The 24,598-nt window shown below is 72.2% G+C and carries 24 protein-coding genes; 13 read left to right on the plus strand and 11 right to left on the minus strand.

Annotated features, from left to right (window positions below; all coding sequences use genetic code 11):
* Positions 1-276: 276 nt before the first annotated feature.
* From KAK03_RS08420 to KAK03_RS08435, 4 genes are all read right to left on the minus strand, one after another.
* Entirely contained in the window at positions 277-2,346 is a 2,070-nt protein-coding gene (locus KAK03_RS08420) for a TonB-dependent receptor (RefSeq protein ID WP_210853307.1), read from the minus strand.
* A gap of 13 nt (positions 2,347-2,359) precedes the next feature.
* Positions 2,360-3,178, minus strand: a complete 819-nt coding sequence (locus KAK03_RS08425; protein ID WP_210853309.1) for a HoxN/HupN/NixA family nickel/cobalt transporter — start codon at positions 3,176-3,178, stop codon at positions 2,360-2,362.
* Positions 3,179-3,330: 152 nt separating this feature from the next.
* Complete coding sequence (gene nikR / locus KAK03_RS08430) at positions 3,331-3,789, minus strand: nickel-responsive transcriptional regulator NikR (RefSeq protein ID WP_210853310.1); 459 nt, start codon at positions 3,787-3,789, stop codon at positions 3,331-3,333.
* Between the two features lie 2 nt (positions 3,790-3,791).
* On the minus strand, positions 3,792-4,919 hold the full coding sequence (locus tag KAK03_RS08435; protein WP_210853317.1) for an aminotransferase class V-fold PLP-dependent enzyme: 1,128 nt from the start codon (positions 4,917-4,919) through the stop codon (positions 3,792-3,794).
* Between the two features lie 118 nt (positions 4,920-5,037).
* Here KAK03_RS08435 and KAK03_RS08440 point away from each other — a divergent pair, with 118 nt between their 5' ends.
* A complete protein-coding gene (locus tag KAK03_RS08440; protein WP_210853319.1) occupies positions 5,038-5,478 on the plus strand; it encodes a universal stress protein in 441 nt (146 codons plus the stop codon).
* Positions 5,479-5,483: 5 nt separating this feature from the next.
* On the opposite strand, the gene KAK03_RS08445 is transcribed toward KAK03_RS08440, so the two are convergent.
* Positions 5,484-6,113 (minus strand): hypothetical protein, encoded by a 630-nt coding sequence (locus KAK03_RS08445; protein WP_210853321.1) that lies wholly within the window; start codon positions 6,111-6,113, stop codon positions 5,484-5,486.
* 73 nt (positions 6,114-6,186) lie between these two features.
* Here KAK03_RS08445 and KAK03_RS08450 point away from each other — a divergent pair, with 73 nt between their 5' ends.
* Positions 6,187-7,158, plus strand: a complete 972-nt coding sequence (locus KAK03_RS08450) for a helix-turn-helix transcriptional regulator (protein WP_210853323.1) — start codon at positions 6,187-6,189, stop codon at positions 7,156-7,158.
* Positions 7,159-7,171: 13 nt separating this feature from the next.
* On the opposite strand, the gene KAK03_RS08455 is transcribed toward KAK03_RS08450, so the two are convergent.
* Complete coding sequence (locus KAK03_RS08455) at positions 7,172-7,555, minus strand: VOC family protein (RefSeq protein WP_210853325.1); 384 nt, start codon at positions 7,553-7,555, stop codon at positions 7,172-7,174.
* 177 nt (positions 7,556-7,732) lie between these two features.
* Between KAK03_RS08455 and KAK03_RS08460 the strand changes: the two genes are divergently transcribed.
* Complete coding sequence (locus tag KAK03_RS08460; protein ID WP_210853327.1) at positions 7,733-10,015, plus strand: winged helix-turn-helix domain-containing protein; 2,283 nt, start codon at positions 7,733-7,735, stop codon at positions 10,013-10,015.
* 35 nt (positions 10,016-10,050) lie between these two features.
* Here KAK03_RS08460 and KAK03_RS08465 read toward each other — a convergent pair whose 3' ends face one another.
* The 3 genes from KAK03_RS08465 to KAK03_RS08475 all read right to left on the minus strand — a co-directional run bounded on the left by KAK03_RS08465 (position 10,051) and on the right by KAK03_RS08475 (position 13,117).
* Positions 10,051-10,935 carry a DUF2145 domain-containing protein gene (locus KAK03_RS08465; protein ID WP_210853329.1) on the minus strand — a complete coding sequence of 295 codons (885 nt, stop codon included), beginning with the start codon at positions 10,933-10,935 and terminating at the stop codon, positions 10,051-10,053.
* Between the two features lie 14 nt (positions 10,936-10,949).
* On the minus strand, positions 10,950-11,402 hold the full coding sequence (locus KAK03_RS08470) for a hypothetical protein (RefSeq protein WP_210853331.1): 453 nt from the start codon (positions 11,400-11,402) through the stop codon (positions 10,950-10,952).
* 68 nt (positions 11,403-11,470) lie between these two features.
* On the minus strand, positions 11,471-13,117 hold the full coding sequence (locus tag KAK03_RS08475) for a hypothetical protein (RefSeq protein WP_210853333.1): 1,647 nt from the start codon (positions 13,115-13,117) through the stop codon (positions 11,471-11,473).
* A 129-nt stretch (positions 13,118-13,246) separates the two neighbouring features.
* Between KAK03_RS08475 and KAK03_RS08480 the strand changes: the two genes are divergently transcribed.
* Complete coding sequence (locus tag KAK03_RS08480) at positions 13,247-14,509, plus strand: alanine racemase (protein ID WP_210853335.1); 1,263 nt, start codon at positions 13,247-13,249, stop codon at positions 14,507-14,509.
* Here the strand turns inward: KAK03_RS08480 and KAK03_RS08485 are convergent.
* On the minus strand, positions 14,493-15,575 hold the full coding sequence (locus tag KAK03_RS08485) for a GGDEF domain-containing protein (RefSeq protein ID WP_210853337.1): 1,083 nt from the start codon (positions 15,573-15,575) through the stop codon (positions 14,493-14,495). The genes KAK03_RS08480 and KAK03_RS08485 overlap by 17 nt on opposite strands.
* A gap of 109 nt (positions 15,576-15,684) precedes the next feature.
* Positions 15,685-16,677, minus strand: a complete 993-nt coding sequence (locus KAK03_RS08490; RefSeq protein ID WP_210853339.1) for a MerR family transcriptional regulator — start codon at positions 16,675-16,677, stop codon at positions 15,685-15,687.
* Between the two features lie 167 nt (positions 16,678-16,844).
* Here KAK03_RS08490 and KAK03_RS08495 point away from each other — a divergent pair, with 167 nt between their 5' ends.
* Genes KAK03_RS08495 through KAK03_RS08535 form a run of 9 tightly spaced genes read left to right on the plus strand, consistent with a single transcriptional unit; the run spans position 16,845 to position 24,585 of the window.
* Positions 16,845-18,146, plus strand: a complete 1,302-nt coding sequence (locus KAK03_RS08495) for an NAD(P)/FAD-dependent oxidoreductase (RefSeq protein ID WP_210853340.1) — start codon at positions 16,845-16,847, stop codon at positions 18,144-18,146.
* Complete coding sequence (locus KAK03_RS08500; protein ID WP_210853342.1) at positions 18,143-18,910, plus strand: DUF1365 domain-containing protein; 768 nt, start codon at positions 18,143-18,145, stop codon at positions 18,908-18,910. The genes KAK03_RS08495 and KAK03_RS08500 overlap by 4 nt, the downstream gene beginning before the upstream one ends.
* A 24-nt stretch (positions 18,911-18,934) precedes the next feature.
* A complete protein-coding gene (locus tag KAK03_RS08505; protein WP_210853344.1) occupies positions 18,935-20,158 on the plus strand; it encodes an SAM-dependent methyltransferase in 1,224 nt (407 codons plus the stop codon).
* A 3-nt stretch (positions 20,159-20,161) separates the two neighbouring features.
* Positions 20,162-20,692 (plus strand): chalcone isomerase family protein, encoded by a 531-nt coding sequence (locus tag KAK03_RS08510; RefSeq protein WP_210853346.1) that lies wholly within the window; start codon positions 20,162-20,164, stop codon positions 20,690-20,692.
* A gap of 52 nt (positions 20,693-20,744) precedes the next feature.
* Entirely contained in the window at positions 20,745-21,998 is a 1,254-nt protein-coding gene (locus KAK03_RS08515) for an MFS transporter (protein ID WP_310738513.1), read from the plus strand.
* Positions 21,995-22,534 (plus strand): DUF3833 domain-containing protein, encoded by a 540-nt coding sequence (locus KAK03_RS08520; RefSeq protein WP_210853350.1) that lies wholly within the window; start codon positions 21,995-21,997, stop codon positions 22,532-22,534. The genes KAK03_RS08515 and KAK03_RS08520 overlap by 4 nt, the downstream gene beginning before the upstream one ends.
* Positions 22,531-23,301 (plus strand): SDR family NAD(P)-dependent oxidoreductase, encoded by a 771-nt coding sequence (locus tag KAK03_RS08525; protein ID WP_210853352.1) that lies wholly within the window; start codon positions 22,531-22,533, stop codon positions 23,299-23,301. Before KAK03_RS08520 ends, KAK03_RS08525 begins: the two co-directional genes overlap by 4 nt.
* An 8-nt stretch (positions 23,302-23,309) precedes the next feature.
* Positions 23,310-23,744 carry a nuclear transport factor 2 family protein gene (locus KAK03_RS08530; protein WP_210853354.1) on the plus strand — a complete coding sequence of 145 codons (435 nt, stop codon included), beginning with the start codon at positions 23,310-23,312 and terminating at the stop codon, positions 23,742-23,744.
* A complete protein-coding gene (locus tag KAK03_RS08535) occupies positions 23,737-24,585 on the plus strand; it encodes an endonuclease (protein ID WP_210853356.1) in 849 nt (282 codons plus the stop codon). Before KAK03_RS08530 ends, KAK03_RS08535 begins: the two co-directional genes overlap by 8 nt.
* The last annotated feature ends 13 nt before the right edge of the window (positions 24,586-24,598 follow it).

The raw sequence follows: 24,598 nt of genomic DNA on the forward strand, positions 1-24,598 counted from the left end.
AAGCGGATTAGAGCAGTTCGGGCACTTCGCCATGTCCGCCTGTACGCCGAGCGTTTGTCAGGCGCGCTGGCCGACCAGCGAGCTTACGGCACGAAGCCGAGATGGAGGGGCTGTTCTGAGCTGGATCATCGTGCCGTCCCTGGCCACGAGGGCCTGCATGGCGGCTCTGGGGCCGGATCAGATATCGCCCCACGTCGCAGTGTCCGGCGATTGTGATGCCGGGCTGGTTGGCGCTGTATCCCCCTTGAGGGGGGCCCCGGCCCGGCCCTTGGACGTTCAGAAGCTCAGCGCCAGCGTCAGTCGCAGGCTGCGCGGCTCGGCCGGGTGCACGATTCGGTCTTCCACCGGCGCGGCCTCGCCGGGCAACTGCGACTCGTACCAGTACTGGATGTCATCCACCCTCCGGTTGGTCAGGTTGAAGACGTCCAGCGTCAGCGTGGTCGGGCGGCCAATCCAGGCGCCCAGGTCCCGCGAGAGCCGCAGGTTCAGCGTTGAGGCTGGCCGCGAGCGCTGGCTGTTGTCCTCGATCAGCGCGCCGCTGCCCAGGTAGCGCCACTGCAGGCTGGCCGACCAGGCGCCCCAATCCTTGAGTGTGGCCGCCACCGAGGCCACGCGGTCCACCGCGTTGGGGATACGGTCGCCGTTGTCGAAGCGGGCGTGAGTCCAGGCGAAGTCGGCGTCGAGCAGCCAGTGGCGGCTGGGCGTCCAGCGGTTGTTGAACTCGATGCCGCGGCGGGTGCTGGCCTCGCTGGCCTCGGTGGCGCCGGCATCGCCCACATAGACCAGCTCCGACGCCGAGCGCAGCTGCCACAGTGCCAGCGAGCTCTGCAGGCCCGGCAGCGCCTCGGTGCGCAGGCCCAGTTCCCAGCCGCGCTGCGGCACCAGGCCAGGCACCGGATCGACCGGGTCACCGATCTTCGGATCGCGGTGGGCGGTGGTGCCGCGCGCATCGTTGCTGTGCAGGCCGCGGCCGGCGTTGACGAAGAGCTCGGTCTTCGCCCAGGGGCCCAGCACCAGGCTCAGCTTGGGCGAGAGCTGCTGGTCGCTGGCGCGGCCCGAGTTGGCCGCCGCGATCGCATCGCCCTTCAGGCTGTCAACGCGAAAGCGCGCGTGGTCGGCACGCAGGCCGGCGATGGCCTTGAGCCAGGGCGTGGCCTGCCAGGCGGCCTGGGCGTAGAGCGCGGCCTGGGTCTGCACCACATCGTCCTCGCGGGTGGTGGCCAGGATGCGGCGCGCCTGGGTGTCGAACAGGCCCACGCGGATGCGGTCGTGGCGCAGCTGGGCGCCCAGCTCGATGCGCAACGTGTCGCTCAGCTGCCAGGCCCGCGCGGCCCGCAGGCCGTAGACGCTGCGCGCATCCTGCTGCGAGAACTGGTCGCCGGTGGCCGGGCGCTCCAGCGCGTAGGTGAAGTTGGAGAACAGCTTCAGACGGTAGCGCATCGCGTAGGCCGAGACGCGGGTCTCGCCGGCGTCGTCGGTACGGTGCCATTCGCCCGACAGGCTGGCGCGCGAGGTGCTGCCGCCGTCGCTGGGGTCCAGCGAGTCGTAGGCGCCAAACGGCCGGCCCTGGTAGGTGCCGGCGTCGATCAGGCGCTGCGGCACCTGGTCGGTGCTGGTCCAGCGCGCGTCATACGCCATGGCGCTGGCCGACCAGCCCTGGGCCCGCGAGCCCTGGCTGAGGCTGAGCACGCCGTTGCGGCGCCGCAGGTTCTCAGGCACGGTCCAGGGGCCGTCGTTGACCATCCCTTCGACAACACCGAGCAGCGTGGTGTCGGGGGCCAGTTCGGTCGAGCCGCCGCCCACCGCGCTGCGGTAGCCGTGCTCGCCCAGTGTGAGCTGCACGAAGGGCGCGTCCAGCCGCATGCGGTAGGCGATGTCGGCGGCACCCGCCGACGCGAAATCACCATGCGTGGCGAAGTACGGCCCCTTGCGATAGGTGATGCGGTCGACCAGCTCGGGGATCAGGAAGTTCAGGTCCGAATAGCCCTGGCCATGGCCGTGGGTGGGCATGTTGACTGGCATGCCCGACACGGTGGTGGCGAAGTCGGTGCCATGGTCCAGGTTGAAGCCGCGCAGGAAGTACTGGTTGGCCTTGCCGTCGCCCGAGTGCTGGGTGACGATGACGCCGGGCACGAACTCCAGCACCTCACCCGGGCGCTGCGCCGGCCGGCTTTTCAGCAGCTCGGCGCGGATCACGCCCTCGGAGGCGGCGTCGCTACTGCCCACGGCGTTGTCGTAATGGCGGCCGCTGACCTCGACGGTCTGTGGGGCGTCTTCGGCGTGGCTCAGGCTGGCGCAAGCGGCCACAGCCGCCCCCGCCAGCGCCTTCAGGCGCAGCGTGTGCATGGGTATCTCCTCGTCAGGGGGTGGTCATGGGCCGTGCGCGTCGCGCCAGCCAGAGCGCCAGGCCGTAGCCCAGCGCGATCACCATCAGCACCGTGGTGCCGAAGGCGAGTTCATGGCCCTCGGTCCAGGCCTCGAAGGCCGGCGAGGTCCAGCGGGCCACGCCCAGCGCAGCCACCAGCAGGCTCACGCCTGCCACCGCCGCGCCCATCACCCGCGAGGCGACCACCGCGATCTGGTCGGCCCGGGCGATCAGCCGGGCGATCCACCAGCCGTTCAGGCCGTCGGTGACCAGCATGCCGGTGACGAACAGGCCGCCCAGCACCAGCGCGCGACCCACGCCGCCGAACTGCGTGGCGGTGGCGGCAAACAGCGCCGACTGGCTGAGGGTGTCAAAGGACAGCGCGAACAGCGCGCCCACGCCGGCCACGCCCAGCGGGCTGCGCGCCTGTGCCAGCCGGCCCAGCCAGCGGCCCTTCAGGCCCACCGGCGCCACCAGCTCGCCCGGCGCCGCCGCCAGCACCGCTCGCAGATTGACCACGCCCAGGCCCAGCAGAAAGGCAATCGACACGCCAGTGCCAAAGCCATCCATCCACTCGGGCGGCACCCACTGGGCGCTGGCCGAGCCCACCAGCGCGGCGATCAGCAACACCACGGCGCCATGGCCCAGCGAAAACAGCGCGCCACACCAGCGCGCGAACGCACCGCCGCGACGCCGGGTCAGGCGCGTCAGGCCGTCGATGGTGGCCAGGTGGTCTGCGTCAAAGCCGTGGCGCATCCCGAGCAGGAAGACCAGGGCGCAGAGGGCGGTCCAGTCAGTGGGCAGGTCGTGCATGGCGTCAGCGTATGAAGAATTTCAGCATCTTCATACAAGTTGCGTGCCAAGCGATTACGCCCTCATCGCTGCCTTGGATGCAGCCGCCGACCCTGGGGAGAACCCTCGGTCAGTGTGTTGCCGATCTGGACGCCAGCCCGGTCAGGGCTCGATCAGCGGTGGACGTGCCCGCTGGCCGGCACCAGGTGGGCGTGGCCGTGGCCGTGCTGCTCGACCATCGGCACCAGGTGCAGCTGGCCGTGGCTGACGCCGGGCTGGGCGATCACCGCATCGGCAAAGGCCTGCACCGCACGCGCCGCGCCGCGCAGGATCACCACCTCCACACAGTGTTCGTGGTCCAGGTGGGCGTGGGTGGTGGACACGGTCAGCTCGTGGTGGTCGTGCTGCAGATCGGTCAGGCGCGCTGCCAACTGTCGCTGGTGGTGGTTGTAGACGTAGCTGAGCGTGGCGATGCAGGGACCGTCCGGGTGCGCCGCCTGGTGCGTGCGACCCAGCTCGGTGCGCAGCAGGTCACGGAACGCCTCGCTGCGGTTGGCGTAACCGCGCTCGCGGATCACCGCCTCGAAGGCCTCGGCCAGCTCGTCGTCGACCGAGATCGTCAGGCGCTGCATGTTCAGCCGATGCGGTCCAGCGCCGCCGCCAGCGAGGCCACGCTGCGCTCCACATTCGCCAGCTTGTCCAGGCCGAACAGGCCCAGGCGGAAGGTCTTGAAATCGGCGCCTTCGTCGCACTGCAGCGGCACGCCGGCCGCCGTCTGCAGGCCCTGGGCGATGAACTTGCTTCCGTTCTGGATGCCGGGGTCCTCGGTGTAGCTGACGACCACGCCCGGGGCCTGGTAGCCGGGGGCGGCCACCGAGCGGATGCCGCGGCCCTCCAGCATCGCGCGCACCGCGCGGCCCAGCGCCCACTGCTGTTCCTTCAGCACGCCAAAGCCGCGCTGCTCCATCTCGGCCATCGCATCGCGCAGGCGCGTCAGCGCGCCGGTGGGCATGGTCGTGTGGTACGCGTGGCCGCCGGCCAGGAAGGCCTGCATGATCTGGTGCCACTTCTTCAGGTCGGCGGCAAAGCTGGTGCTGGTGGTCTCGTCCAGGCGCTTCAGTCCACCCTGGCCCAGCATCACCAGCGCGCAGCCGGGCTCGGCGCTCCAGCCCTTTTGCGGCGCACTGACCAGCACGTCGATACCCAAGGCCGCCATGTCCACCCACACGGTGCCGCTGGCAATGCAGTCCAGCACGAAGATCCCGCCCACCGCATGCACCGCATCGGCCACGGCCTTCAGGTAGTCGTCGGGCAGGATCATGCCGCTGGCGGTTTCCACGTGCGGCGCGAAGACCACCGCCGGCTTCTGGTCGGCGATCGCGGCGCGCACCTCCTCCAGCGAGGCGGGCGCCCAGGGCTGCTGTGCGCCCGGGCCCACCGGGCGCGCCTTGAGCACGCGCTGCTCGGACGGGATGGCGCCCATGTCCAGGATCTGCGTCCAGCGGAAGCTGAACCAGCCATTGCGCAGCACCAGCACCTTCTGGCCGGTGGCGAACTGGCGCGCCACCGCTTCCATGCCGAAGCTGCCGCTGCCGGGAATGACCACCGCGGCCTCGGCACCGTAGACGGCCTTCAGGGTGCGCGAGATGTCACCCATCACGCCCTGGAACTTCTTCGACATGTGGTTCAGGGCGCGGTCGGTGTAGACCACCGAGTATTCGAGCAGGCCGTCGGGGTCGACGTCGGGCAGCAGTCCGGGCATGGGGCGTCTCCAGGGTTCTTGTGAGGGCAGGTTGAGCGGGATCAGCCGGTCAGCTTAGCACCGCCACGCCAAGCCCCTGCGCGCTACGATGGTCTCATCCCCACTGTCAGGAGATCCCATGCGCTACCTGCTCCCCGTCGACGGCAGCCCGGCCGCTCTGGCCGCGGTGCGCCACGCGATCGGCCTGAAGCTGGCCGGTCTGTCGATCACCGTGGTGCTGGCCAATGCCCAGGAGCCGCCGCATCTCTACGAGGTGGTGTTGGCGCCTGACCCGGCACTGCTGGACCGCGCCAGCGAGGGCGCCGGCCACCACGCACTGGAAGCGGCCGGCCAGATGCTGCGGGGCGCCGGCGTGCCCTACACCGAGCTGGTGGTGCACGGCGAGCCGGCCACCGTGCTGCGCGACCTCGCCGAATCCGAGGATTGCGACGGCGTGATCGTCGGCGCTGGTCAGCCCGGTCTGATCGACAGCGGCCGGCTGGGCAGCGTGGCCCAGGCGCTGCTGCACCACGCCGGCGTGCCGGTTACGGTGGTGCATGCGCCGGATGAGGAAGGCTGAGCGCCTCAGCCCACGCGCTCCCAGTCCATCGACCAGTTCAGCGCCCAGCTGCGCCCGCCATCGTGCGAGCTGCCCTGCTGCCAGCGGCAGCTACGCGGCGTGATGCGGTCCCACACGCCGCGGTAGATCACCGGTCGGCCCTGCTCCTCGTCCTGGCTGTCGAAGATCCCGGCGCCGTCCTCGAAGCTGCCAGGCTGGCCGGGGCCCGCCAGCACGCCGCTGGCCGCGCCCACCCAGACGTCATGCCACAGGGATTGCTGCACATCCAGCAGCCGCAGGCCCATGCCCGAGAAGCGCCGCGCCGGGATGCGCAATTCCTCCACCGAGGCCAGCCCTCCCAGGACGCTGAAGCAGCTGGCCTCGCCCTCGAAGCCGTCCCAGCCCAGGCCGGCGCGCAGGCGCTGATGCCGGATGCGCCAGTGGCCGTCCAGAAAGCCGAACTGCCCCGGACGGCCCGGACTGCGCTGGCGCAGCGGCGCGCGCAGCATGGCCGGCCCGGGCTCGGGTGCGTCGGTGGGGACAAAGGGCAGCGGCTCGGCGGCCGGCGCAGCCGTGGCGGCAGGCGCGGCGCTGGCCAGTGCGATCGTCGCCAGGGTCTGCAGCAGGTCTCGGCGGTCGGGATCATCGGTGCTCATCCAGGCTCCTTGGGTCGCAATGGTCGGCATGCTGCCGGCCTATTCATGACAGCTCATGTCATGATGATTCCCGATGCGTGCCAGTCGCCTGCTGTCTATCCTGATCCTGCTGCAGCTGCGCCAGCGGCTCACGGCCGAGCAGCTGGCGGCCGAGTTCGAGGTATCGCCGCGCACCATCCACCGCGACATCGAGGCCCTGTCGGCAGCCGGTGTACCGGTCTATGGCGAGCGCGGTCCGGGCGGTGGCTTCCAGCTGCACGCCGGCTGGCGCACCCAGCTGACCGGCCTGGACGCCGACGAGGCCCGCGCGCTGCCGCTGCTGACGCTGCCCGCCGCCGCCCGTGAGCTGGGCCTGGGCGATGCGGCCCGCCGCGCCGGCGCCAAGCTGCTGGCCGCGCTGCCCGGTGACTCGGCCACGCTCAGCGGGCGGCTGCAGGCCTGCTTCCATGTCGACCCACTGGGCTGGTACCACGCGCCAGACGCGGTGCCGCACCTGCCGGCGCTGGCGCAGGCGGTGCTGGATGGGCGCCGGGTGCTGATCGACTACCAGAGCTGGAAGGGCCCACGCCGCTACCAGGCCGAACCGCTGGGTCTGGTGCTCAAGGCCGGCCAGTGGTACGCCGTGGTCGCGGCCGGCGCACGCACGATGACGCTCAAGGTGACGCAGGTCCAGGCGCTGACCGTGCTGGACGAGGTGGTCGAGCGACGCCCGGACTTCGATCTGGCCCGCTGGTGGCAGGCCTCAGTCGAGCGCTTCGAGCGCGAGCTGCGGCCGCTGCGCGCCACGCTGCGGGCCTCGCCTGAAGGCTGTCGGCGACTGGCCGAACTGGGCGACTACGCGGCGCAGGCCGTGGCCCGCGCCACGCCGGCGCCGTCGCCCGCCGGTTGGCGCCGGCTGAGCCTGCCGATCGAGACTGCCGAGCAGGCCGTGCGCCTGGTGATGGGTCTGGCGCCCGAGGTCGAGCTGATCGACCCCGCGTCCCTGCGCGCTCAGCTGGCCCGCTGGTGCCGGGCGCTGGCGCGCCAACACCAGTCACCGCCGTGAACGCGGTCGGTGCTCACTGGCCCGGCGGCGGCTGCCACAGCTCGAGCTTGTTGCCTTCCGGATCGAGCACCCAGCCGAACTTGCCGTACTCGGACTCCTCGACCTTGTCGAGCACCTGGCAGCCCTCGGCCCGCAGCGCGGCCAGCAGGCCGTGCAGATCCTCGACCCGGAAGTTCACCATGAAGGGCGCGGTGCTCGGCGCGAAGTAGGCGGTGTCGTCCTTGAACGGCGTCCAGATCGTGGTGCCCGCACCAGCAGGGTTGTCGTCGGCCCAACGAAAGGCCACGCCGCCCCAGCCATCGACCGCCAGACCCAGGTGGGTGCGGTACCACGCGGCCAGGGCCTGCGGGTCGCGCGCCTTGAAGAAGATGCCGCCGATGCCAGTGACACGTCGCATAGCCAACTCCTTGCGTGTGGACAGAGGGTCTGCGTACCATCGTAGTCAAATACCCTGGGCAGCGCCAGGCGGGACCGGCAGCGCTGCTCAGCGGTCGAGGCGAGGGTCGGGGCCGCTGCTCGGGCGACGCCTGCCCATCCTCACGGGTGCCCACCACCTCTGCACGAACACCCCCTGATGCCTTCGGTCCAGCGATTCGCCTTCGGGCCCTTCGAGCTCGATGTCGCCCAGCGCGAGCTGCGCCACGACGGCCAGCCGGTCGCACTCGGTCCGCGCCTGTTCGACCTGCTGCACCTGCTGGTCGATCAGCGCCACCGCGTGGTCGCCCGCGAAGAGATCCTGGCCCGTGTGTGGGCAGGCCGGGTGACCTCGCCCGGCGTGCTGCCGCAGGCCATGCTCAAGCTGCGCGGCGCCCTGGAGCGCGGCGCGCCGACCGAGTGGTTCAAGAGCGCGCGTGGCGTGGGCTACCGCTTCGTCCATCCGGTTCAGGAGCTCGACGGGGCCGGCGCCCCGCGGGCGCCGCGCGCCGCCCCGGCCCCGCACAGCGGCAGTCTCCGGGTGGGCATGCTGCCCTGCATGAACTACACCGGCGACCCGACCTTGCAGTGGTTGTGCCTGGGCCTGCCGGCCCTGGCCGCGCAGATGCTGGAGGCCGACACCCGCCTGTCACTGATCGGCAGCGCCACGATGGCCGAATACGCCCGCGCGGCCCAAGAGCCCGCGCCCGCCCAGGACCTGGCCTTGCGCGCACTGCGTGAACTGGGTCTGGACGTGGTGGTACAGGGGCGCCTGACCCGCCAGTCCGACCTGCTGTGGCTGCACGGCGACCTGGTCTACAGCGATGGCCGGCGGGTGCCGGTGACCAGCCTGCGCGGGCCGCACTGGCACTCGCTGGCGCTGCGCTGGGCGGAGTCGGTCCAGGCGCTGCTGACCTCGGGCGCCGGCACCGCGCTGGCCGCGATCTCGCCCGACCCGTTCGTGGTGGAAGCCTTTGCCCGCGCCTGCGAGCTGTTCCTGCGCGGCGAGTACGCCAAGGCCAGGCCGCTGCTGCAGGTGGTGGTCGACCTGGAGCCGCAGCAGCCCGACGTGCAGCTGCAGCTGCTGCGCACCCAGTTCGTGATGAACGACCCGCAGGCGGTGGCCTTCGGCGAACGGCTGGTGGCCCAGCTTCAGCAGCAGTCCGCGCGGGCCGCGCTGATGGCGCCGGCCCACCTGGCGCTGGCGCTGGCCTACACGCAGCACGGAGGTGACGAGGCCGCGGCCGGTGTGCAGACGCAGCTGCGGCTGGCCCTGAAGCAGTGCGAGGGCCAGGGCGACCAGGACTGGGCCCTGATGGTGCGCCTGAACGCCGCCGTGCTGACGGGCCGCCGCGGCGACCTCGCCGACGCTGAGCAGGCGTTCGGCGAGGTCATCCGCCTGTGCCGTCGATGTGGCAACCTCAAGCGCCTGGGTCAGGCGCTGACCGGGGCGTCGATGTTCGATCTGCTCGGCGGCCAGCTGGCCCTGGCGCGACAACGGCTGGAGGAAGCGTCGGACCTCTGGCAGCAACGTGTGCCGCATGTGCGCTCGACGATCCACACCGGGCTGAGCCTGGTCGAGGTCGATGGCCTGATGGGCTGGCTGGACAGTGCGCAGGCGCACCTGGACCAGGCGATGGACGCACTGGAGAGGGAGGGCTTCCTGCCCTACCTGGGCTCGGCCCTGACCACGGCGGCCCACATGCTGCTGGACCGCATGGACCTGGGTCGTGCGCGTCGACTGCTGGCGCTCTATGGCGCACAGCCCGAGCTGCAGCATCCGCTGGTCGAGTGCGGACGGGCCGGCGTGCAAGGCCTGGTCGACCTGCTCAGCGGCGACGCCGCCGCGGCGCAGCAGGCCTGGGCGCTGGTCCATGCCCGGGCCGAGGCGCCCAACGGGCCTGGCTACGCCGTCTGGCGCGCGTGGACCGTGCCACTGCTGCGGCTGGCGGTGCGCCGTGGCCAGCACGCGTTGCGCCAGGCACTGGAAGCGGCGCTGCGCGCCCACTGCCGTCTGCCGCGTGACGTCGAGCTGGCCGGCGTGCTGGCCCATGCCGCAGCGAGCGATGCCCTGGACGCCGGCCGGCGCGACGACGCCGCAGCGTGCCTGACCGAGGTATCGCGCCAGCCTGATCGTGGCCACGAGCCCGCGCTGGCGGCGCTGGACCTGGCCTGGCTGCACCTGGAAGACGCCCGACTGGGGGCGGCCGACGTGATCATCTCAGGCCTGGGCCCGTGGGCCGACCAGCACCCCCTGGGCCGCCTGGTGCAGGCACGCCGCTGCCAGGCCAGCAGCGACCCCGCGGGCGCCGTTGAGCAGCATGCCCAAGCCCTGGCCCTGGTGGCAGGCGCCCGGCCGGCCTGGGCCAGGGCCTGGCCTGACGCGCGGCAAGCCGCGCCCCGACTGCCGCGCCTGCTCAGTGCGATGCACTTCGAACCTTAGGGCCTTCGCAACCCTTCCGGTCGTGTGAACAGCCCCTAGTCCAGCGGCGTCAGCACATCGCCGGGGGCTGGCCGGCAGCCGTCGGCGATGGGCGGGCCGTTCTCGCGCAGCACCACCCGCCGACCGTCATGGCACAGCTCGATGCGCCTGGCTTGCGGGTAGCGCTGCCGCACGAAGTCCTCGATCGAGCTGGGCAGGCTGACCTGCCAGACCCCCTGCTGCAGCGTCTCGCGCGGCTGGCCGCCGCCGCGCACCCACGGGATGAAGGGGGCCAGGCCCTGCAGTGCACCGGTCTCCACATGGGCGGGCCGGTAGCCGGCCTCGGCCAGCCAGGCCTGGGCGCCGGCCCGCCCCGGCGGCGCCCCCCAGGCGCGTGCCATCAACTCCAGCAGCCACTGGTTGCAGTTCTGGTCGCTCAGGTCGAAAGGGTAGCTGGCGGCGTTGTAGCGCGGCTCCAGAACGCCCAGCGCCGAGGTCTCGTCCAGCGCCGCACGGGCCAGCGCAGAAGCCGCCTCGGGGGGCAGCAGCAGCAGCGAGACGTAGCCTTCATCGGGGTCGGCAAAGTCCAGCAGGAAGCCGGGCAGGCCCTGGTCGAAGACGCGTGAGCGCTGCTCCTCGCACGCGAAGTACAGCTGGCGCACAGCCCAGGGCGCCAGCGGGTTGTCACGCAGGGCCACACCCGCGTGTGAATAGCGCTGGCCGAGCCAGTGCAGGTTGGTGCCCGAGCGCGACACCAGCACCGCCGGTGCGGTCGACTGCCGCAGGCGCTCACGCAACACCGCGCCGAAGCGCAGCAGCCGATCGTGCTGGGTGGCGTTGGGCTGCAGCGGCTGGCTGCACCAGACGGACCAACGGGCCTGGACCGCCGATGCGCACAGCAGCGCGAGCGCCCCAGCCGCCAGCGCGCGGCGCCAGGCCATGCGGCGGGTCGATCTCAGATGGCGCGGGTCTGCAGTTCGGCGTGCCAGTCGTCGGCCACCACCAGGAAGAAGGCGGCCTGGGTGGCTGCACTGCGCAGTTCGGTGCCGTACGGCCGGTCGGTCGCGCTGACCACGCCGCCCACCGCCAGTTGGCCCGCCTGCGCCGCCGCGGGCGGCAGCAGCAGCGCGAAGTCCTGCGCCCCAGCGCCATCGATCGCCTGCAGGCTCACCCGCAACCGGCCGGTGGCGTCCCCCGCTTCGGCGATCTGCACGATGCGGTAGTCACCCTGCGCCACCTGCGCAGGCCGGCTGGACGAGTTGCTCGACCCCTGGACCGAGTCGGAGCTGCTGCCCAGCGAAGCCGAGCCGGCCGACGACGCCGAGGAGGCAAAGCTCTCCGCCCAGACGGAGGCGTGGGCCGACAGCCCCAACAGGACAGCGGCGAGAGACAGTCGAACAGCATGCATGGCAGGCTCCTGGCAGATCAGTCGTGGCGAGCCGCAAGCATACCTGCCTGCCAGGAGGTTCCTGCGGTTCAGGGCACCGGCGGCGGATTCAGGCCCGTGAAGCAGGGGAAGTTGCGCACATCGTTGATGAAACTGAGGTCCAGGGCGATGCTCCCCAACGCGGGCGTGAAGTGCACCTCTTCGATCGAATAGGCCGTCATCTGGCGTCCTGCCGCGTCGGTGATGCGCCAGGTGTCCGGTGCCAGGGCGTCCACGCGGTAATCGGCCGCCGTGCCCACCAGGCTCAGGCTGTCGTGGCCCAGGCTGCCGTTGACCAGCGTGCCGTTGTCGAAACCGCCCAGCGTGATCTGGTCGTCGCCCTGCGCCAGGTGGACCACCCCGGCGTTGCGGCCCAGCAGCACGAGGTCATCGCCATCGGCGGTTTCCAGCGAGCGAACGGACCCGTTGACCTGCAGCTGGTCATTGCCCGAGCCCAGGTTCAGCGCGTTGGCGCTGCCGCCAATGAACATCAGGTCGTTGCCGCCGCCCAGCACCACGTCATTGACGTTCAGCGCCACGCTGACCAGATCGGTCCCGTCGCCGGTGCACAGGTTGCCCATGTTCTGGCCAACGGCCAGGCTGTTGTTGCCGTAGCCCATGTTGATCGAGTGCACGCTGCCATCGATCACCGCCCGGTCGTTGTCGTTGCCGAAGCAGACGCTGCCCACGTCACCGCCCACCAGCAGCACGTTGTCACCGAAGCCGAAGCTGATCGACCCGGCGTCGCCGCGCACATTCAGCGAGTCGATGCCCGAGCCGCCCGAGTAGGAGCCCAGGTCACCGCCCACCTCGACGCAGTTGCGCCCATCGCCCACGCTGGCCGAATTCAGATCGCCAAAGACGATGATCTTGTCCTGCTGCCAGCCCGTGGAGACGCTGTGCAGATCACCGCCCACGCGCAGGAAGTTGGTGCCTGCGCCCAGGCTGGCGCTGTCGAGGTCACCGGCCACCCGGACCGTGTCGTTGTCGTGGCCGGTGGAAATGCTGGCCAGATCGCCGCCCACCGTCACGTCATTGGTGCCGAAGCCGAGCGAGGCCGAGTCCAGATCGCCCTTCACCACGACCAGGTCGTCGCCGTTTCCGGTCGACAGGCTGGCCAGGTGACCATCGACCTGGACGCGGTTCTGGCCGAAGCCCAGCGACGCCGAGGCCAGGTTGCCCTGCACCACCACGACATCGTCACCGTTGCCGGTGCTGAGGCTGGCCAGGTGGCCGGTCACCGCCACATCGTTGCGGCCATCGCCCAGGCTGGCCGAGGCCAGGTTGCCGCCCACTTGGACCCGGTCATCGCCCGAGCCGGTGCTGAGGCTGGCCAGGCTGCCCGCCACCTCCACGTCGTTCTGGCCATTGCCCAGGCTGGCGCTGTCCAGGTCGCCATGGATGACGACGCGGTCATCGCCCTGGCCGCCGCCCAGCACCTTGACCCGCACCACACCGTCGCGGCTGGCCGCGCCCACCTCCAGCTGGTTGTTCCCCTCGCCCAGTTGCACCTGGTCCACGCTGTCACCAACGACGATGCGGTCGTTGCCAAGGCCGGCGCTGATCGAGACCGCGCTGCCGGTGATCGTGAAGGCGTTGTCGCCGTTGCCTAGCCAGACGTTGCGGGCATCGCCATTGATGTCGAACGGGGCGCGGAATCTGAAGTCGTAGTCGGTGGTCGATCGGCTGGCAGCCATGGGTACTCCGTCGGTGAAAGGGGTGTGACCGAATGTTAGGAACGCGGCTCATCGAGCGCAGCAGGCGCTGGATCACTTTTCGATCAGTTCTCGATCAGCCCAACCGTGCCAGGCCGCTACGATCGGTCCATGCTGATCGACCACGACTTCAAGGGCTTCCCGCCGCTGCACCCGCCGCTGCCGCTGTCGGCCATCGGCGCCCAGGGCTGGCAGCTGCTGCGCGGCGACCTGGCCCTGCCGCTGGCGGTGCTGCGCGAGGACGCGCTGCGCCACAACCTGGCCTGGATGCGCGACTTCTGCGCAGAGCGCGGCCTGAGCCTGGCGCCGCATGGCAAGACCAGCATGTCGCCCGAGCTGTGGGCGCTGCAGCGCGAGGCCGGCGCCTGGGGCCTGAGCGTGGCCACCGCCTGGCAGGCGGCGCAGGCCGCGCGGCACGGCATGGCGAACATCGTCATCGCCAACCAGGTGGTGCAGGCGGCCGAGCTGGACACGCTGGCCGGGCTGCTGGACCGCGACCCGGCGCTGCGCCTGTGGTTCCTGGTGGACTCACCGGCCCAGGTGGCGCTGATCGAGGCCTGGCAGGTGGCGCGCGCAAGCGCCCGGCGTTTTGACGTGCTGCTGGAGCTGGGCCTGGCCGGCCAGCGCACCGGCACGCGCCACCACGACGAGGCCCTGGCGCTGGGACGGCGCATCGCCGCCAGCCCGGCGCTGCGCCTGGCGGGCCTGGAGTGCTACGAGGGCGCGCTGGCCACCTGCAACGACGCCCAGGATGTGCCGGCGGTGAACGCGCTGATGGACCGGGTGGACGCGCTGGCCCGCGCGCTGCTGGCCGAGGGCGCCTTCGACACCGGCGGCGCGGCGCTGATCCTCAGCGCCGGCGGCTCCTCGGTGTTCGATCTGGTGGCGGCGCGGCTGCAGCCCGACCTGGGCGTGCCGGTGCGCGGCGTGTTGCGCTCGGGCTGCTACCTGACGCACGACCACGTCCATTACCACCGCCATCTGCAGTGCATGGGCCTGCGCCTGCGCCAGGCCACCACGCTGCAGCCGGCGCTGGAAGTGCTGGCCGCGGTGCAGTCGGTGCCCGAGCCCGGGCTGGCGCTGCTGGGCTGCGGCAAGCGCGATGTGTCCTTCGACATGGACCTGCCGCTGCCGCTGTGGCGCGCCCAGCCGGGCGACACCGCCGCGGCGCCGGTGCCGGCCGGCTGGCAGATCAGCCGGCTCAACGACCAGCACGCCTACCTGCGCTTCGACGCCGCAGACCCCGCGCCCGAGGTGGGCGAGATCATCGGCCTGGGCATCTCGCACCCCTGCACCAGCTTCGACAAGTGGCGCTGGCTGCCGCTGGTGGACGCCGCCTACCGCGTCACCGGCGCGGTCACAACGCGGTTCTGACCCGGTTGCGGCCGTCGCGCTTGGCGGCGTAGAGCGCCAGGTCGGCGGCGCGCAGCAGATCGCTGCCGTCGCCCTCGTCCTCGGCGCTCAGACAGGCCACGCCGGCACTGACGGTCATGTCCACCTGCTCGTCGATCCAGGCCAGCGGCCGGGCCGCCAGGGCGGCGCGCAGGCGGTCGATGCTGGCCACGGCGAGCGCCAGGTCGGTGTCCGGCATCAGCACCACGAACTCCTCGCCGCCCAGACGACCGCCGGTGTCGTAGCCGCGCAGCTCGCGCCGCATCAGCTCGGCGAACTGGCGCAGCACCTGGTCGCCGGCCTCGTGGCCGTGGTGGTCATTGACGCTCTTGAAGTGGTCCAGGTCCAGCACCGCCACACTGAGGGGCCGGCCGCTGCGGCGCGCGCGCGCCACCTCGCCCTGCAGCGCCTCCAGCAGCGCGCGGCGGTTGCGCAGGCCGGTCAGCGCGTCGGTGTCGGCCAGGGCCAGCAGGCGCTGTTCGTTGAGGTCGGCGGCCCACTCGCTCAGCGCGGTCAGGGCAATCGCCACCGTGATGCACCCGACCACCAGCGACTGGCTGATCGACTTCTGGGTGGCCGCGGGCAGCGCCTGCAGCGACGCGTGGGCCGGCCAGCCCCATTGGTCGAATGCCAGGAAGATCAGCGCGTTGCACAGCGACAGCACCAGCGCCGAGCGCCATTGCGCCAGCGGGAAGAAGGCCAGCGTCAGCACGGCGAACAGCAGGAAGTAGATGTGGGCGCCCAGGGCGGTGCCGATGCCCGCCAGGACCGCCGCCAGTGTGCCGCCCATCGCCAGCGCGAACACCAGCCAGCGCGCCTGCTGGTCACGTCCCTGCGCGTTCAGGCGCCAGACCAGCGGCACACCCAGCACGAAGGGCAACTGTGCCCAGCCCGTGCGCACCAGCGCCGGATTGCCGCTCCACTGGTAATAGGCGAAGTAGGCCAGGATGGTCAGCGCCACCCCCGCAGCGCCCAGGTTGACCTGCATGATCTTGCGGCGGGTCGTCACGCTGGCCTGGCTGCGCGCGCCCGCCCACAGCCAGTCCATCCAGGGCAGGCAGCGGGCAGGGGAAGACGACGGGCAACTGGACATCAACCAGGACGCAGGGCTGTGTATCGGTGATACATCGGCCCGCGTGGCCGAGTCTTGAGCTGGGTCAGGCGGCGCGCCAGGCCTCGACCAGCGCCGGCAGTTCATCGAGCCGCGCGACCGCCTGCACGCCCTGCGGTGGGCGCGGCCCCAGCAGCGCCTGCACCGGTCCGCCCACCCACAGGCCGACGGCCGGCGGCAACGCCGTGCGCAGGCTCTGCAGGCCCGACCGCAGCGCGCGCGGCTGGGCCAGGCGGCTGGTGCCCAGCGCCACCACATCGACCGCCAGCCGGCGCGTGGCCTCGGCGATCTCGGCCACCGGGGTGTCCGGGCCCAGCATCACGGTCTCGCAGCGCTGCAGGGCCAGCGCCGCCTGCGCCATCAGCAGGCCCAGCGTGTGCTGCTCGCCCGGCAGCGTGGTCAGCAGCACGCGGGGCGGCCGTGCCGGGGCGGCGGCGCCGGGCGCCAGCGCCGCGGTGGCTTCGCGCAGCGAGGCCTCGACGGTGTCGGTGAACAGGTGCTCCTGGAACACCGACAGCTCACCTCGCGACCACGCCTCGCCCACCTGCGCGGCCAGCGGCGCCACCACCTCCTGCAGCGTGGCCAGCAGCCCGCGCGCCAGCATCTGCTGCTGCAGGCCGGCGCGCAAAGCGTCGGTGCGGTGCGCCTGCACCAGCGCCAGCCAGGACGGATCCAACGCGCCCAGGGACTGCGCCGCAACCTGCGCGGCGCGGGCATGGCGCGCGCGCGGACGGCGCCCGGCCGGGGGCTGCCCGCACAAGGCCTGCAACTCCGCCACCGGCAGCGGCACCACCTGTCCCGGCCGGTGGCCGGCATCGAGCAGGCGGCGGATCAGGCGCAGGCGCTGCAGCTGGGCCTCGTCGTATCGGCGCTCACCCTGGGCGTCGCGCTCGGGCGTCGGGAAGCCGTAGCGCCGCTCCCAGACCCGCAGCGTGTCCTTGCTCAGGCCGGTCTCGCGCACCACGTCGGCAATGCCGTGGGTCGCCGCCGGCGGGCGCTCGGGCGCGTCGGGCGAAGACCGTGTCGACATTGGGGGCATGGCCGCATTGTCGAGGACGATCCTGGACATCTCCAAGTGAATAACCATTTTGTCGTAGACAAAACGGTAGTTTGTTGGATACTGTCCACGTCGCTCATCCGTGCGGGCGCATCGCTCGTACGGGTTCCCAGGGGTCGCACTCCTCAGCCCGCACACAAGGACTCTTCATGAGAATCGCCATCGTCGGCTCCGGCATTTCCGGCCTCGCGGTCGCCCATGCGCTGCGCGGGCAGGCCGAGCTGACGCTGTTCGAGGCGGGCTCGCACTTCGGCGGCCATGCGCACACCGTGGACGTCACGCTGCCCACCGCCCAGGGCCCGGTGACCCACGGCGTGGACACCGGCTTCCTCGTCTTCAACCACCGCACCTACCCGCGGCTGCTGCGCCTGTTCGACGCGCTCGACGTGCCCACGGCGCCGTCGGACATGTCCTTCTCGGTGCAGGCCCCCACCGCGCAGGGGCCGCTGGAATGGAGCGGCCACTCGCTGGACACGGTCTTCGCCCAGCGCAGCAACCTGCTGCGCCCGCGCTTCTGGGGCATGTTGAGCGATCTGTTGCGCTTCAACCGCCTGTGCACCCGCCTGGCCGACAGTGGCGAGGAGGCCGCGCTGCAGGAACCGCTGCAGGACTTCCTGGACCGCCACCGCTTCGGCACCGCGCTGCGCGAGCACTACCTGCTGCCGATGCTGGCCTGCATCTGGAGCTGCCCCACCGACCAGATGCTGCGCTTCCCGGTGGCCACGATGATCCGCTTCTGCCACAACCACGGCCTGCTGCAGGTGAGCGACCGGCCGCAGTGGTACACGGTGCGCGGTGGCTCCCGCGAGTACGTGCGGCGCATCGTCGCCGGTCTGGCCGATGCCCGCCTGGATACCCCGGTGCGCGCGATCCAGCGCCTGCCCGGCGGGGTGCGGGTGCACACCGACCAGGGCAGCGAGGCCTTCGACGAGGTCGTGCTGGCCACCCATGCCCCGCAGGCGCTGGCGCTGCTGGGCGAGCAGGCCGACGCGCTGGAGCGCTCGGTGCTGGGCGCGATCCGCACCCAGCCCAACCGCGCCGTGCTGCACACCGACGCGTCGGTGCTGCCCAGTCGCACCGCCGCCTGGGCGGCCTGGAACTTCGAGAGCGCCGGCCAGGGCACGCGCGAGGTCTGCCTGCACTACCTGATCAACCGCCTGCAGCCGCTGCCCTGGTCGCAGCCGGTGGTGGTGTCGCTGAACCCGCTGCGGCCGATCGCGCCCCAGCATGTGCTGGGCGAGTTCGACGTCGCCCACCCGGTGTTCGACCAGGCCGCGATCGACGCCCAGCGCCGCCTGCCGGCGCTGCAGGGTCAGCACCACACCTGGTTCTGCGGCGCCTGGGCCGGCTATGGCTTCCACGAGGACGGCCTGGCCGCCGGCCAGCGCGTGGCCGAGGCGCTGGCGCTGCGCATCGCCGAGCAGCCTCCGCGCGCGCTGGAGGCCGCGTGAACACCGCCCAGCTGGGCTTCGGCCAGGTGCGGCACACGCGGCTGCGTCCGCAGCGCCACGCCTTCGCCTACCCCAGCGCCTTCCTGATGCTGCCCATGCGCAGCCTGCAGCGCGCGCCGGGCGCGCTGCCGCGCAACCGCTGGGCGCCGATCGCCTTCTGGGACCGCGACCACGGCGACGGCCGCGGCCCGGAGGACGGCGGCGCGCTGGCCTGGCTGGACGAGCTGCTGCGCAGCGAGGGCATCACCGATGCGAGCGGCGAGGCCTGGCTGCAGTGCTTCCCGCGCGTGCTGGGCCACACCTTCAAGCCGGTCAGCTTCTGGTGGTGCGAGCGCGCCGACGGTACGCTGCGCGCGGTCGTCGCCGAGGTCAACAACACCTTCGGCGAGCGCCACTGCTACCTGCTGGATGACCCGCGCGAAGGCCAGGAGCTGCGCGCCGACAAGGTCTTCCATGTCTCGCCCTTCTGCGATGTGGCCGGCAGCTACCGCTTCCGCCTGCTGCGCACCCAGCGCCCCGGCGAAGCGCCTCGCGTGGTGGTGCGCGTCGACCACGACGACGCCCAGGGCGCGCTACTGCAGACCAGCTGGAGCGGCGCGCTGGAACCCGTCACGCCGGTGGCGCTGCGCCGCGCCTGGCTGCGCCACCCGCTGCTGACGCTGGGCATCGTCTGGCGCATCCACTGGCAGGCCCTGGGCCTGTGGTGGCGGCGCACCGGTTTCCGCTCCAAGCCCGCGCCGCCGGCGCGCTTCGTCACCCGCTGACCGACGTCATCGAGAGGCCCCCCGATGAACACCCGCACCCTGCGCTCCCCGCTGTCCCTGGCGCTGCCCGGCGACACCCCCGCTGCCGCCCGCACCGTGCTGCGCCTGCTCGGCGGCCTGCAGCACGGCCAGCTGACGCTGCAACTGCCCGGCGGCGCCGTGCAGCACTTCGGTGCCCACGACGCGCCGCTGCACGCCCAGCTGCACCTGCACGACTGGACACCCTTCTCGGCCGCGCTGAAGTCCGGCGACATCGGCTTCGCCGAGGCCTGGATCGACGGCCGCTGGAGCACCCCTGACCTGCCGCTGCTGCTGCGCGTGCTGGCCGCCAACCGGCCGGTGCTGGACGAAGCGATCTTCGGCCGCTGGTGGGGCCGGCTGGCCTATCGGTTGCGTCACCTGATGCGCCGCAACACCCGCGCCAACAGCCGCAAGAACATCCATGCCCACTACGACCTGGGCAACGACTTCTACCGCCTGTGGCTGGACGAGACGATGAACTACTCGTCGGCCTGGTTCGCCGGCGACCGCCAACGCAGCCTGCCCGAGGCCCAGCACGCCAAGGTGCAGCGCGTGCTGCAGCAGGCGCGCGTGCAACCCGGCTCGCGCGTGCTGGAGATCGGCTGCGGCTGGGGCGCGCTGGCCGAAGCCGCCGCCGGCGCCGGGGCGCAGCTCACCGGCGTGACGCTGTCCACCGAGCAGCTGGCCTGGGCGCGCGAGCGCCTGGCCAAGGCCGGTCTGCAGGCCGACCTGCGTCTGCAGGACTACCGCGACATCGACGACGGCCCGTATGACGCGATCTGCTCGGTCGAGATGATCGAGGCGGTCGGCCGCGAATGGTGGCCCACCTACTTCCGCAGCCTGAAGAAGCTGCTGGCGCCGGGCGGCCGGGTCTGCCTGCAGAGCATCGTGATCCGCGACGAGCTGTTCGAGCGCTACCTGCAGGGCACCGACTTCATCCAGCAGTACATCTTCCCCGGCGGCTGCCTGCCCAGCCCCGAAGCCATCCGCCAGGAGGCCGCTGCGGCCGGCCTGAAGGTGGTCGACGCGATGGCCTTCGGCCCCGACTACGCCCGCACCTGCGCGCTGTGGCGCGAGCGCTTCCTGGCCAGGCGTGCCGAGGCCGCCGGCCTGGGCTTCGACGAGCGTTTCCAGCGCACCTGGGAGTTCTACCTGGCCTACTGCGAGGCCGGCTTCACCCAGGGCGACATCGACGTGCTGCACGTCACGCTGGCCCACGCCGACTGAACCATGCACCGCCGCACGCTGCTGGCCGCTGCCCTGGCCCCGCTGGCCGCCCACGGCCACGAACCCAGCGCGCGCCAGGCCGGCCTGCAGCCGGCCGGCGAATCGCTGTTCAAGGTTTGGGGCTTCGAGGTTTATGTGGCGCGGCTGTGGGTGGCGCCGGGCTTTCGCGCCGCTGATTTCGCCGCGGCGCCGCTGGCGCTGGAGCTGGCCTACCGGCGCGCCTTCAGCGGCGCCGACATCGCCCGCAGATCGCTGACCGAGATGCGCCGCCAGGAGAACTTCGACGACACCCAGGCGGCACGCTGGGAGAGCCAGCTCACCGCGCTGCTGCCCGACGTGCGCGCCGGCGAATCACTCAGCGGCCTGCACCGCCCGGGCGAAGGTGCCGAGTTCCTGCGCGGCGATGGCCGCTCGCTGGGCGTGCTGCGCGATGCGCGCTTCTCGAAGCTGTTCTTCGGCATCTGGCTGTCGCCACGCACCTCCGAGCCCGCGCTGCGCCGCGCCCTGCTGGGACCCTTCGCCGAGGCGGGATGAGCGCACCGGGCCGCTTCACCGCGCGTCGGCGCGCCGCCCCGAGGGTCGCCCCGTGAGTGCCGCGGCCGACGCTGGCGCGGGCTGGCGCTACGGGCTGCTGGGCGCACCGGTGGCCTTTGCCAGCGTGCCGCTGTACGTGCACCTGCCGCACCACTACGCGCAGACCCTGGGCTGGCCGCTGGCCGCGCTGGGCACGCTGCTGCTGGCCTCGCGCCTGGCCGACGCGCTGATCGACCCGCTGCTGGGCCGCTGGGTCGACCGCCTGCATGCCCGCTCGCCGGGCCGCGTGCTGGCCTTTGGGGCCGGCGCGGCGGTGGTGATGGCGCTGACGATGTGGCTGCTCTTCTTCCCGCCCTGGCCCGCCGCCCTGCAGTGGCCGGGCGCGGCGCTGACGCTGCTGCTGGCCTGCGCCAGTGCCAGCGCGCTGGCCATCGCCCACCAGGGCTGGGGCGCGCGGCTGGGTGGTGATGCGCTGCAGCGCGGCCGCATCGTGGCCTGGCGCGAAGGCCTGGGCCTGGCCGGCGTGCTGGCCGCCTCGGTCACGCCGGAGCTGGCCGGCTACGCTGCGTCACTGGCGCTGTGCGCGCTGCTGCTGGGCATGGGCTGGTGGGCCTGGACCGCCGCGCCCCGGCCGCAGCCGGTGGCCGCCGCCGACGCCGGCGACTGGCGACGCCCCTGGCAGCAGGCTGCCTTCCGCCGCCTGCTGGCGGTGTTCGCGCTCAATGGCATTGCCAGCGCGATCCCGGCCACGCTGGTGCTGTTCTACATCGCCGACCGCCTGCAGGCCGCCGCCCCCTGGCCCGGCCTGCTGCTGGCGGCCTACTTCGGCGCTGCGGCCGCGGCACTGCCGCTGTGGCTGCGGGCGGTGGCGCGCTGGGGCCTGGCACGGTCGTGGATGGCCGGCATGGGGCTGTCCATCCTGGCGTTCATCGGCGCCGCGGCGCTGGACGCGGGCGACGCGCCCTGGTTCCTGGCGGTCTGCCTGGCCGCAGGCGCCGCGCTGGGGGCCGACCTGGCCCTGCCCGGGGCGCTGCTGTCGGGCGTGATCGGCCGCGCGGGCGACCGCGGTCGGCACGACGGCGCCTATGTCGGCTGGTGGCAGGTCGTCACCAAGCTCAATCTGGCCCTGGCGGCCGGCGCGGTGCTGCCGCTGCTGGCCGCGCTGGGCTACCAGCCGGGCGAGCGCGACCCGGCCGCGCTGGCCTGGCTGGCCGCGGTCTACGCGCTGCTGCCCTGCGCCCTGAAGGCCCTGGCCGCACTGCTGCTGTGGCGGCTGTGGGCTGCTCACCCGGAGGATCTCGCATGAAACGCCGCCACCTGCTGCTGGCCAGCGCCGGCATCCCGCTGACCCAGTTGGCCGGCTGCGCCCACCCCTCGATCGCCGACCATGCGGCCGAGAAGCCGCTGCTCGACCTGCGCCAGTACTTCGCCGGCCGGGTGATGGCGCACGGCGTGTTCCAGGACCGCTTCGGCCGCGTGGTGAAGCGCTTCACGGTGCAGATCGACGGCCGCTGGCAGGGCGAACAGGGCGAGCTGGACGAGCGCTTCACCTACTCGGACGGCAGCACCCAGCGCCGCGTCTGGCGCCTGACCCACCTGGGCAACGGCCGCTGGCAGGGCCAGGCCGACGACGTGGTGGGCCTGGCCAGCGGCGAGGCCGCCGGCAATGCGCTGAACTGGCGCTACACGCTGCGCCTGCCGATCGACGGCCGCGAGTGGGAGGTGCAATTCGACGACTGGATGTGGCTGGTCGACGAGCGCGTGCTGCTCAACCGCGCGGTGATGAGCAAATTCGGAGTGACACTCGGCGAGGTGCTGATCTCATTCACCCGATCCCCATGAGCCTCAATCCTCCCCTGGCCGACTGGCGCGAGCGCCACGTCTGGATCGTTGGTGCCAGCAGTGGCATCGGCGCCGCGCTGGCCGCCGCGCTGCATGAGCGCGGGGCCCGTGTGACGGTGTCGGCGCGCCGGCTGGATGCGCTGCAGGCGCTGGAGCGGCAGCACCCGGGCCTGCGGCCGATCGCGCTGGATGTGACCGACGCCGCCGCGCTGGAGGCCTCGGTGGAGCGCCTGTTCTCGTCCAACCCGCCCGACCTGGTCTGCTACTGCGCCGGCCACTACGAGCCCGGCGGCGCCCGGGAGCTGAGCCTGCGCGGCTGGGAACAGCACCGCGCCGTCAACCTGGACGCCGCCGTGGCGCTGTCGCTGGCGGTGCTGCGGCCGATGCGCGCGCGCGGCCATGGCCACCTCAGCCTGGTCAGCAGCGTGGCCGGCCACCGCGGTCTGCCCAACGCGCTGGCCTATGGCACCACCAAGGCCGCACTCACCCACTTCAGCGAGGCCCTGCACCTGGAGCTGGCGCCGCTGGGCGTGGGCATCAGCGTGGTGACGCCCGGCTTCGTCGAGACCCCGATGACCGCCGTCAACGACTTCCGCATGCCCGCCGTCATCACCCCGGCTCAGGCCGCCCAGGCCATCCTGGCCGGCTGGGCGCGCGGGCGCTTCATGATCGACTTTCCGCGCCGCTTCACGTTCTGGCTGGACCTGCTGCGCTGCCTGCCCTACGCGTGGTACTTTCCGCTGGTGCGACGCCTCACCCGCCGATGACGCTGCCGATGACGCCACCGATCAGCCCGCTGGACCTGCTGGTCGATTTCTACGAACGCCTGCAGCCCGCCGACCTGGCCCGGCTGCCGCAGCTTTATGCCGCCGAGGCCCGCTTCAAGGACCCCTTCAACGAGGTCCAGGGCATCGCCGCGATCGAGGCGGTGTTCGAGCACATGTTCCGCCGCCTGCAGGGCCCGCGCTTCGTGGTGACCGAGCGGGTGGATGGCGGCGAGCAGGCCTTCCTGACCTGGGACTTCCTGTTCACGCTGCCCGGTGAACACGCCGAACGCCGCATCCGCGGCGCCACCCACCTGCGCTTCGACGCCGCAGGCCGCGTGACGCTGCACCGCGACTACTGGGACGCTGCCGAGGAGCTGTACGAGCAGTTGCCCGTGCTGGGCGCGCTGATGCGCTGGCTCAAGCGCCGCGCGCGCCGTGGCTGAGGACCCGCGTTCCCAGGCCGACGCCCTGCGTTCCCAGGCCGAGGCCTTGCCGGAGGCCCCCGGCGTCTACCTGTTCTGGGGCCGCTCGACCACACTGCCGCTGTACATCGGCAAGAGCATCCACCTGCGCAGCCGCGTGCTGTCGCACCTGCGCGACCCCGACAGCGCCCGCTGGGTGGCGCAGAGCCTGCGCATCGAGCACCGCCGAACCCCCGGCGAGGTGGGCGCGCTGCTGCTGGAAGCGGCCCTGGTCAAGCAGTTGCAGCCGCTGCACAACCAGCGCCTGCGCCGGGTGCGCCACCTGCATGCCTGGCGTCTGGCCGACGGGGCCGACGGCACCGAGCGGCCCGAACTGGTCGACACCACGCGGGTGGACTTCGCCACCACGCCACACCTGCACGGCCTGTTCGCCAGCCGCCATGCGGCCCAGGGTGCGCTGCGCGCGATGGCCGACGAGCACCGGCTGTGCCTGCAGCGCCTGGGCATGGAGCGCGCCTGGCGCGGCAGCGGGGCCTGTTTTCGCGCCAGCATCGGCCGCTGTGGCGGCGTCTGCGCCGGCCGTGAGACGCCCGCCGCGCACGACGCCCGGCTGCGCGCCGCGCTGGCGGCGCTGCGCCTGCTGGTCTGGCCGCACCCGGGCGCCGTCGGCCTGGTCGAGCGCGACGAGACCGGCTGGCAGCAGGTGCATGTGTTGCGCCACTGGTGCTACCTGGGCAGCGCTGACACGCTGGACGCGGCGCGCACCCTGGATCGCAGCGCCCCGGGCTTCGACATGGACAGCTACCGCATCCTCAGCGGCGGTCTGCTGCGCGACGGCGCCGAGCTGGTGACCCTGGCTTAAGGCCGCAGCAACA

Source organism: Ideonella alba (assembly GCF_018069845.1).
Classification (GTDB): domain Bacteria; phylum Pseudomonadota; class Gammaproteobacteria; order Burkholderiales; family Burkholderiaceae_C; genus Ideonella; species Ideonella alba.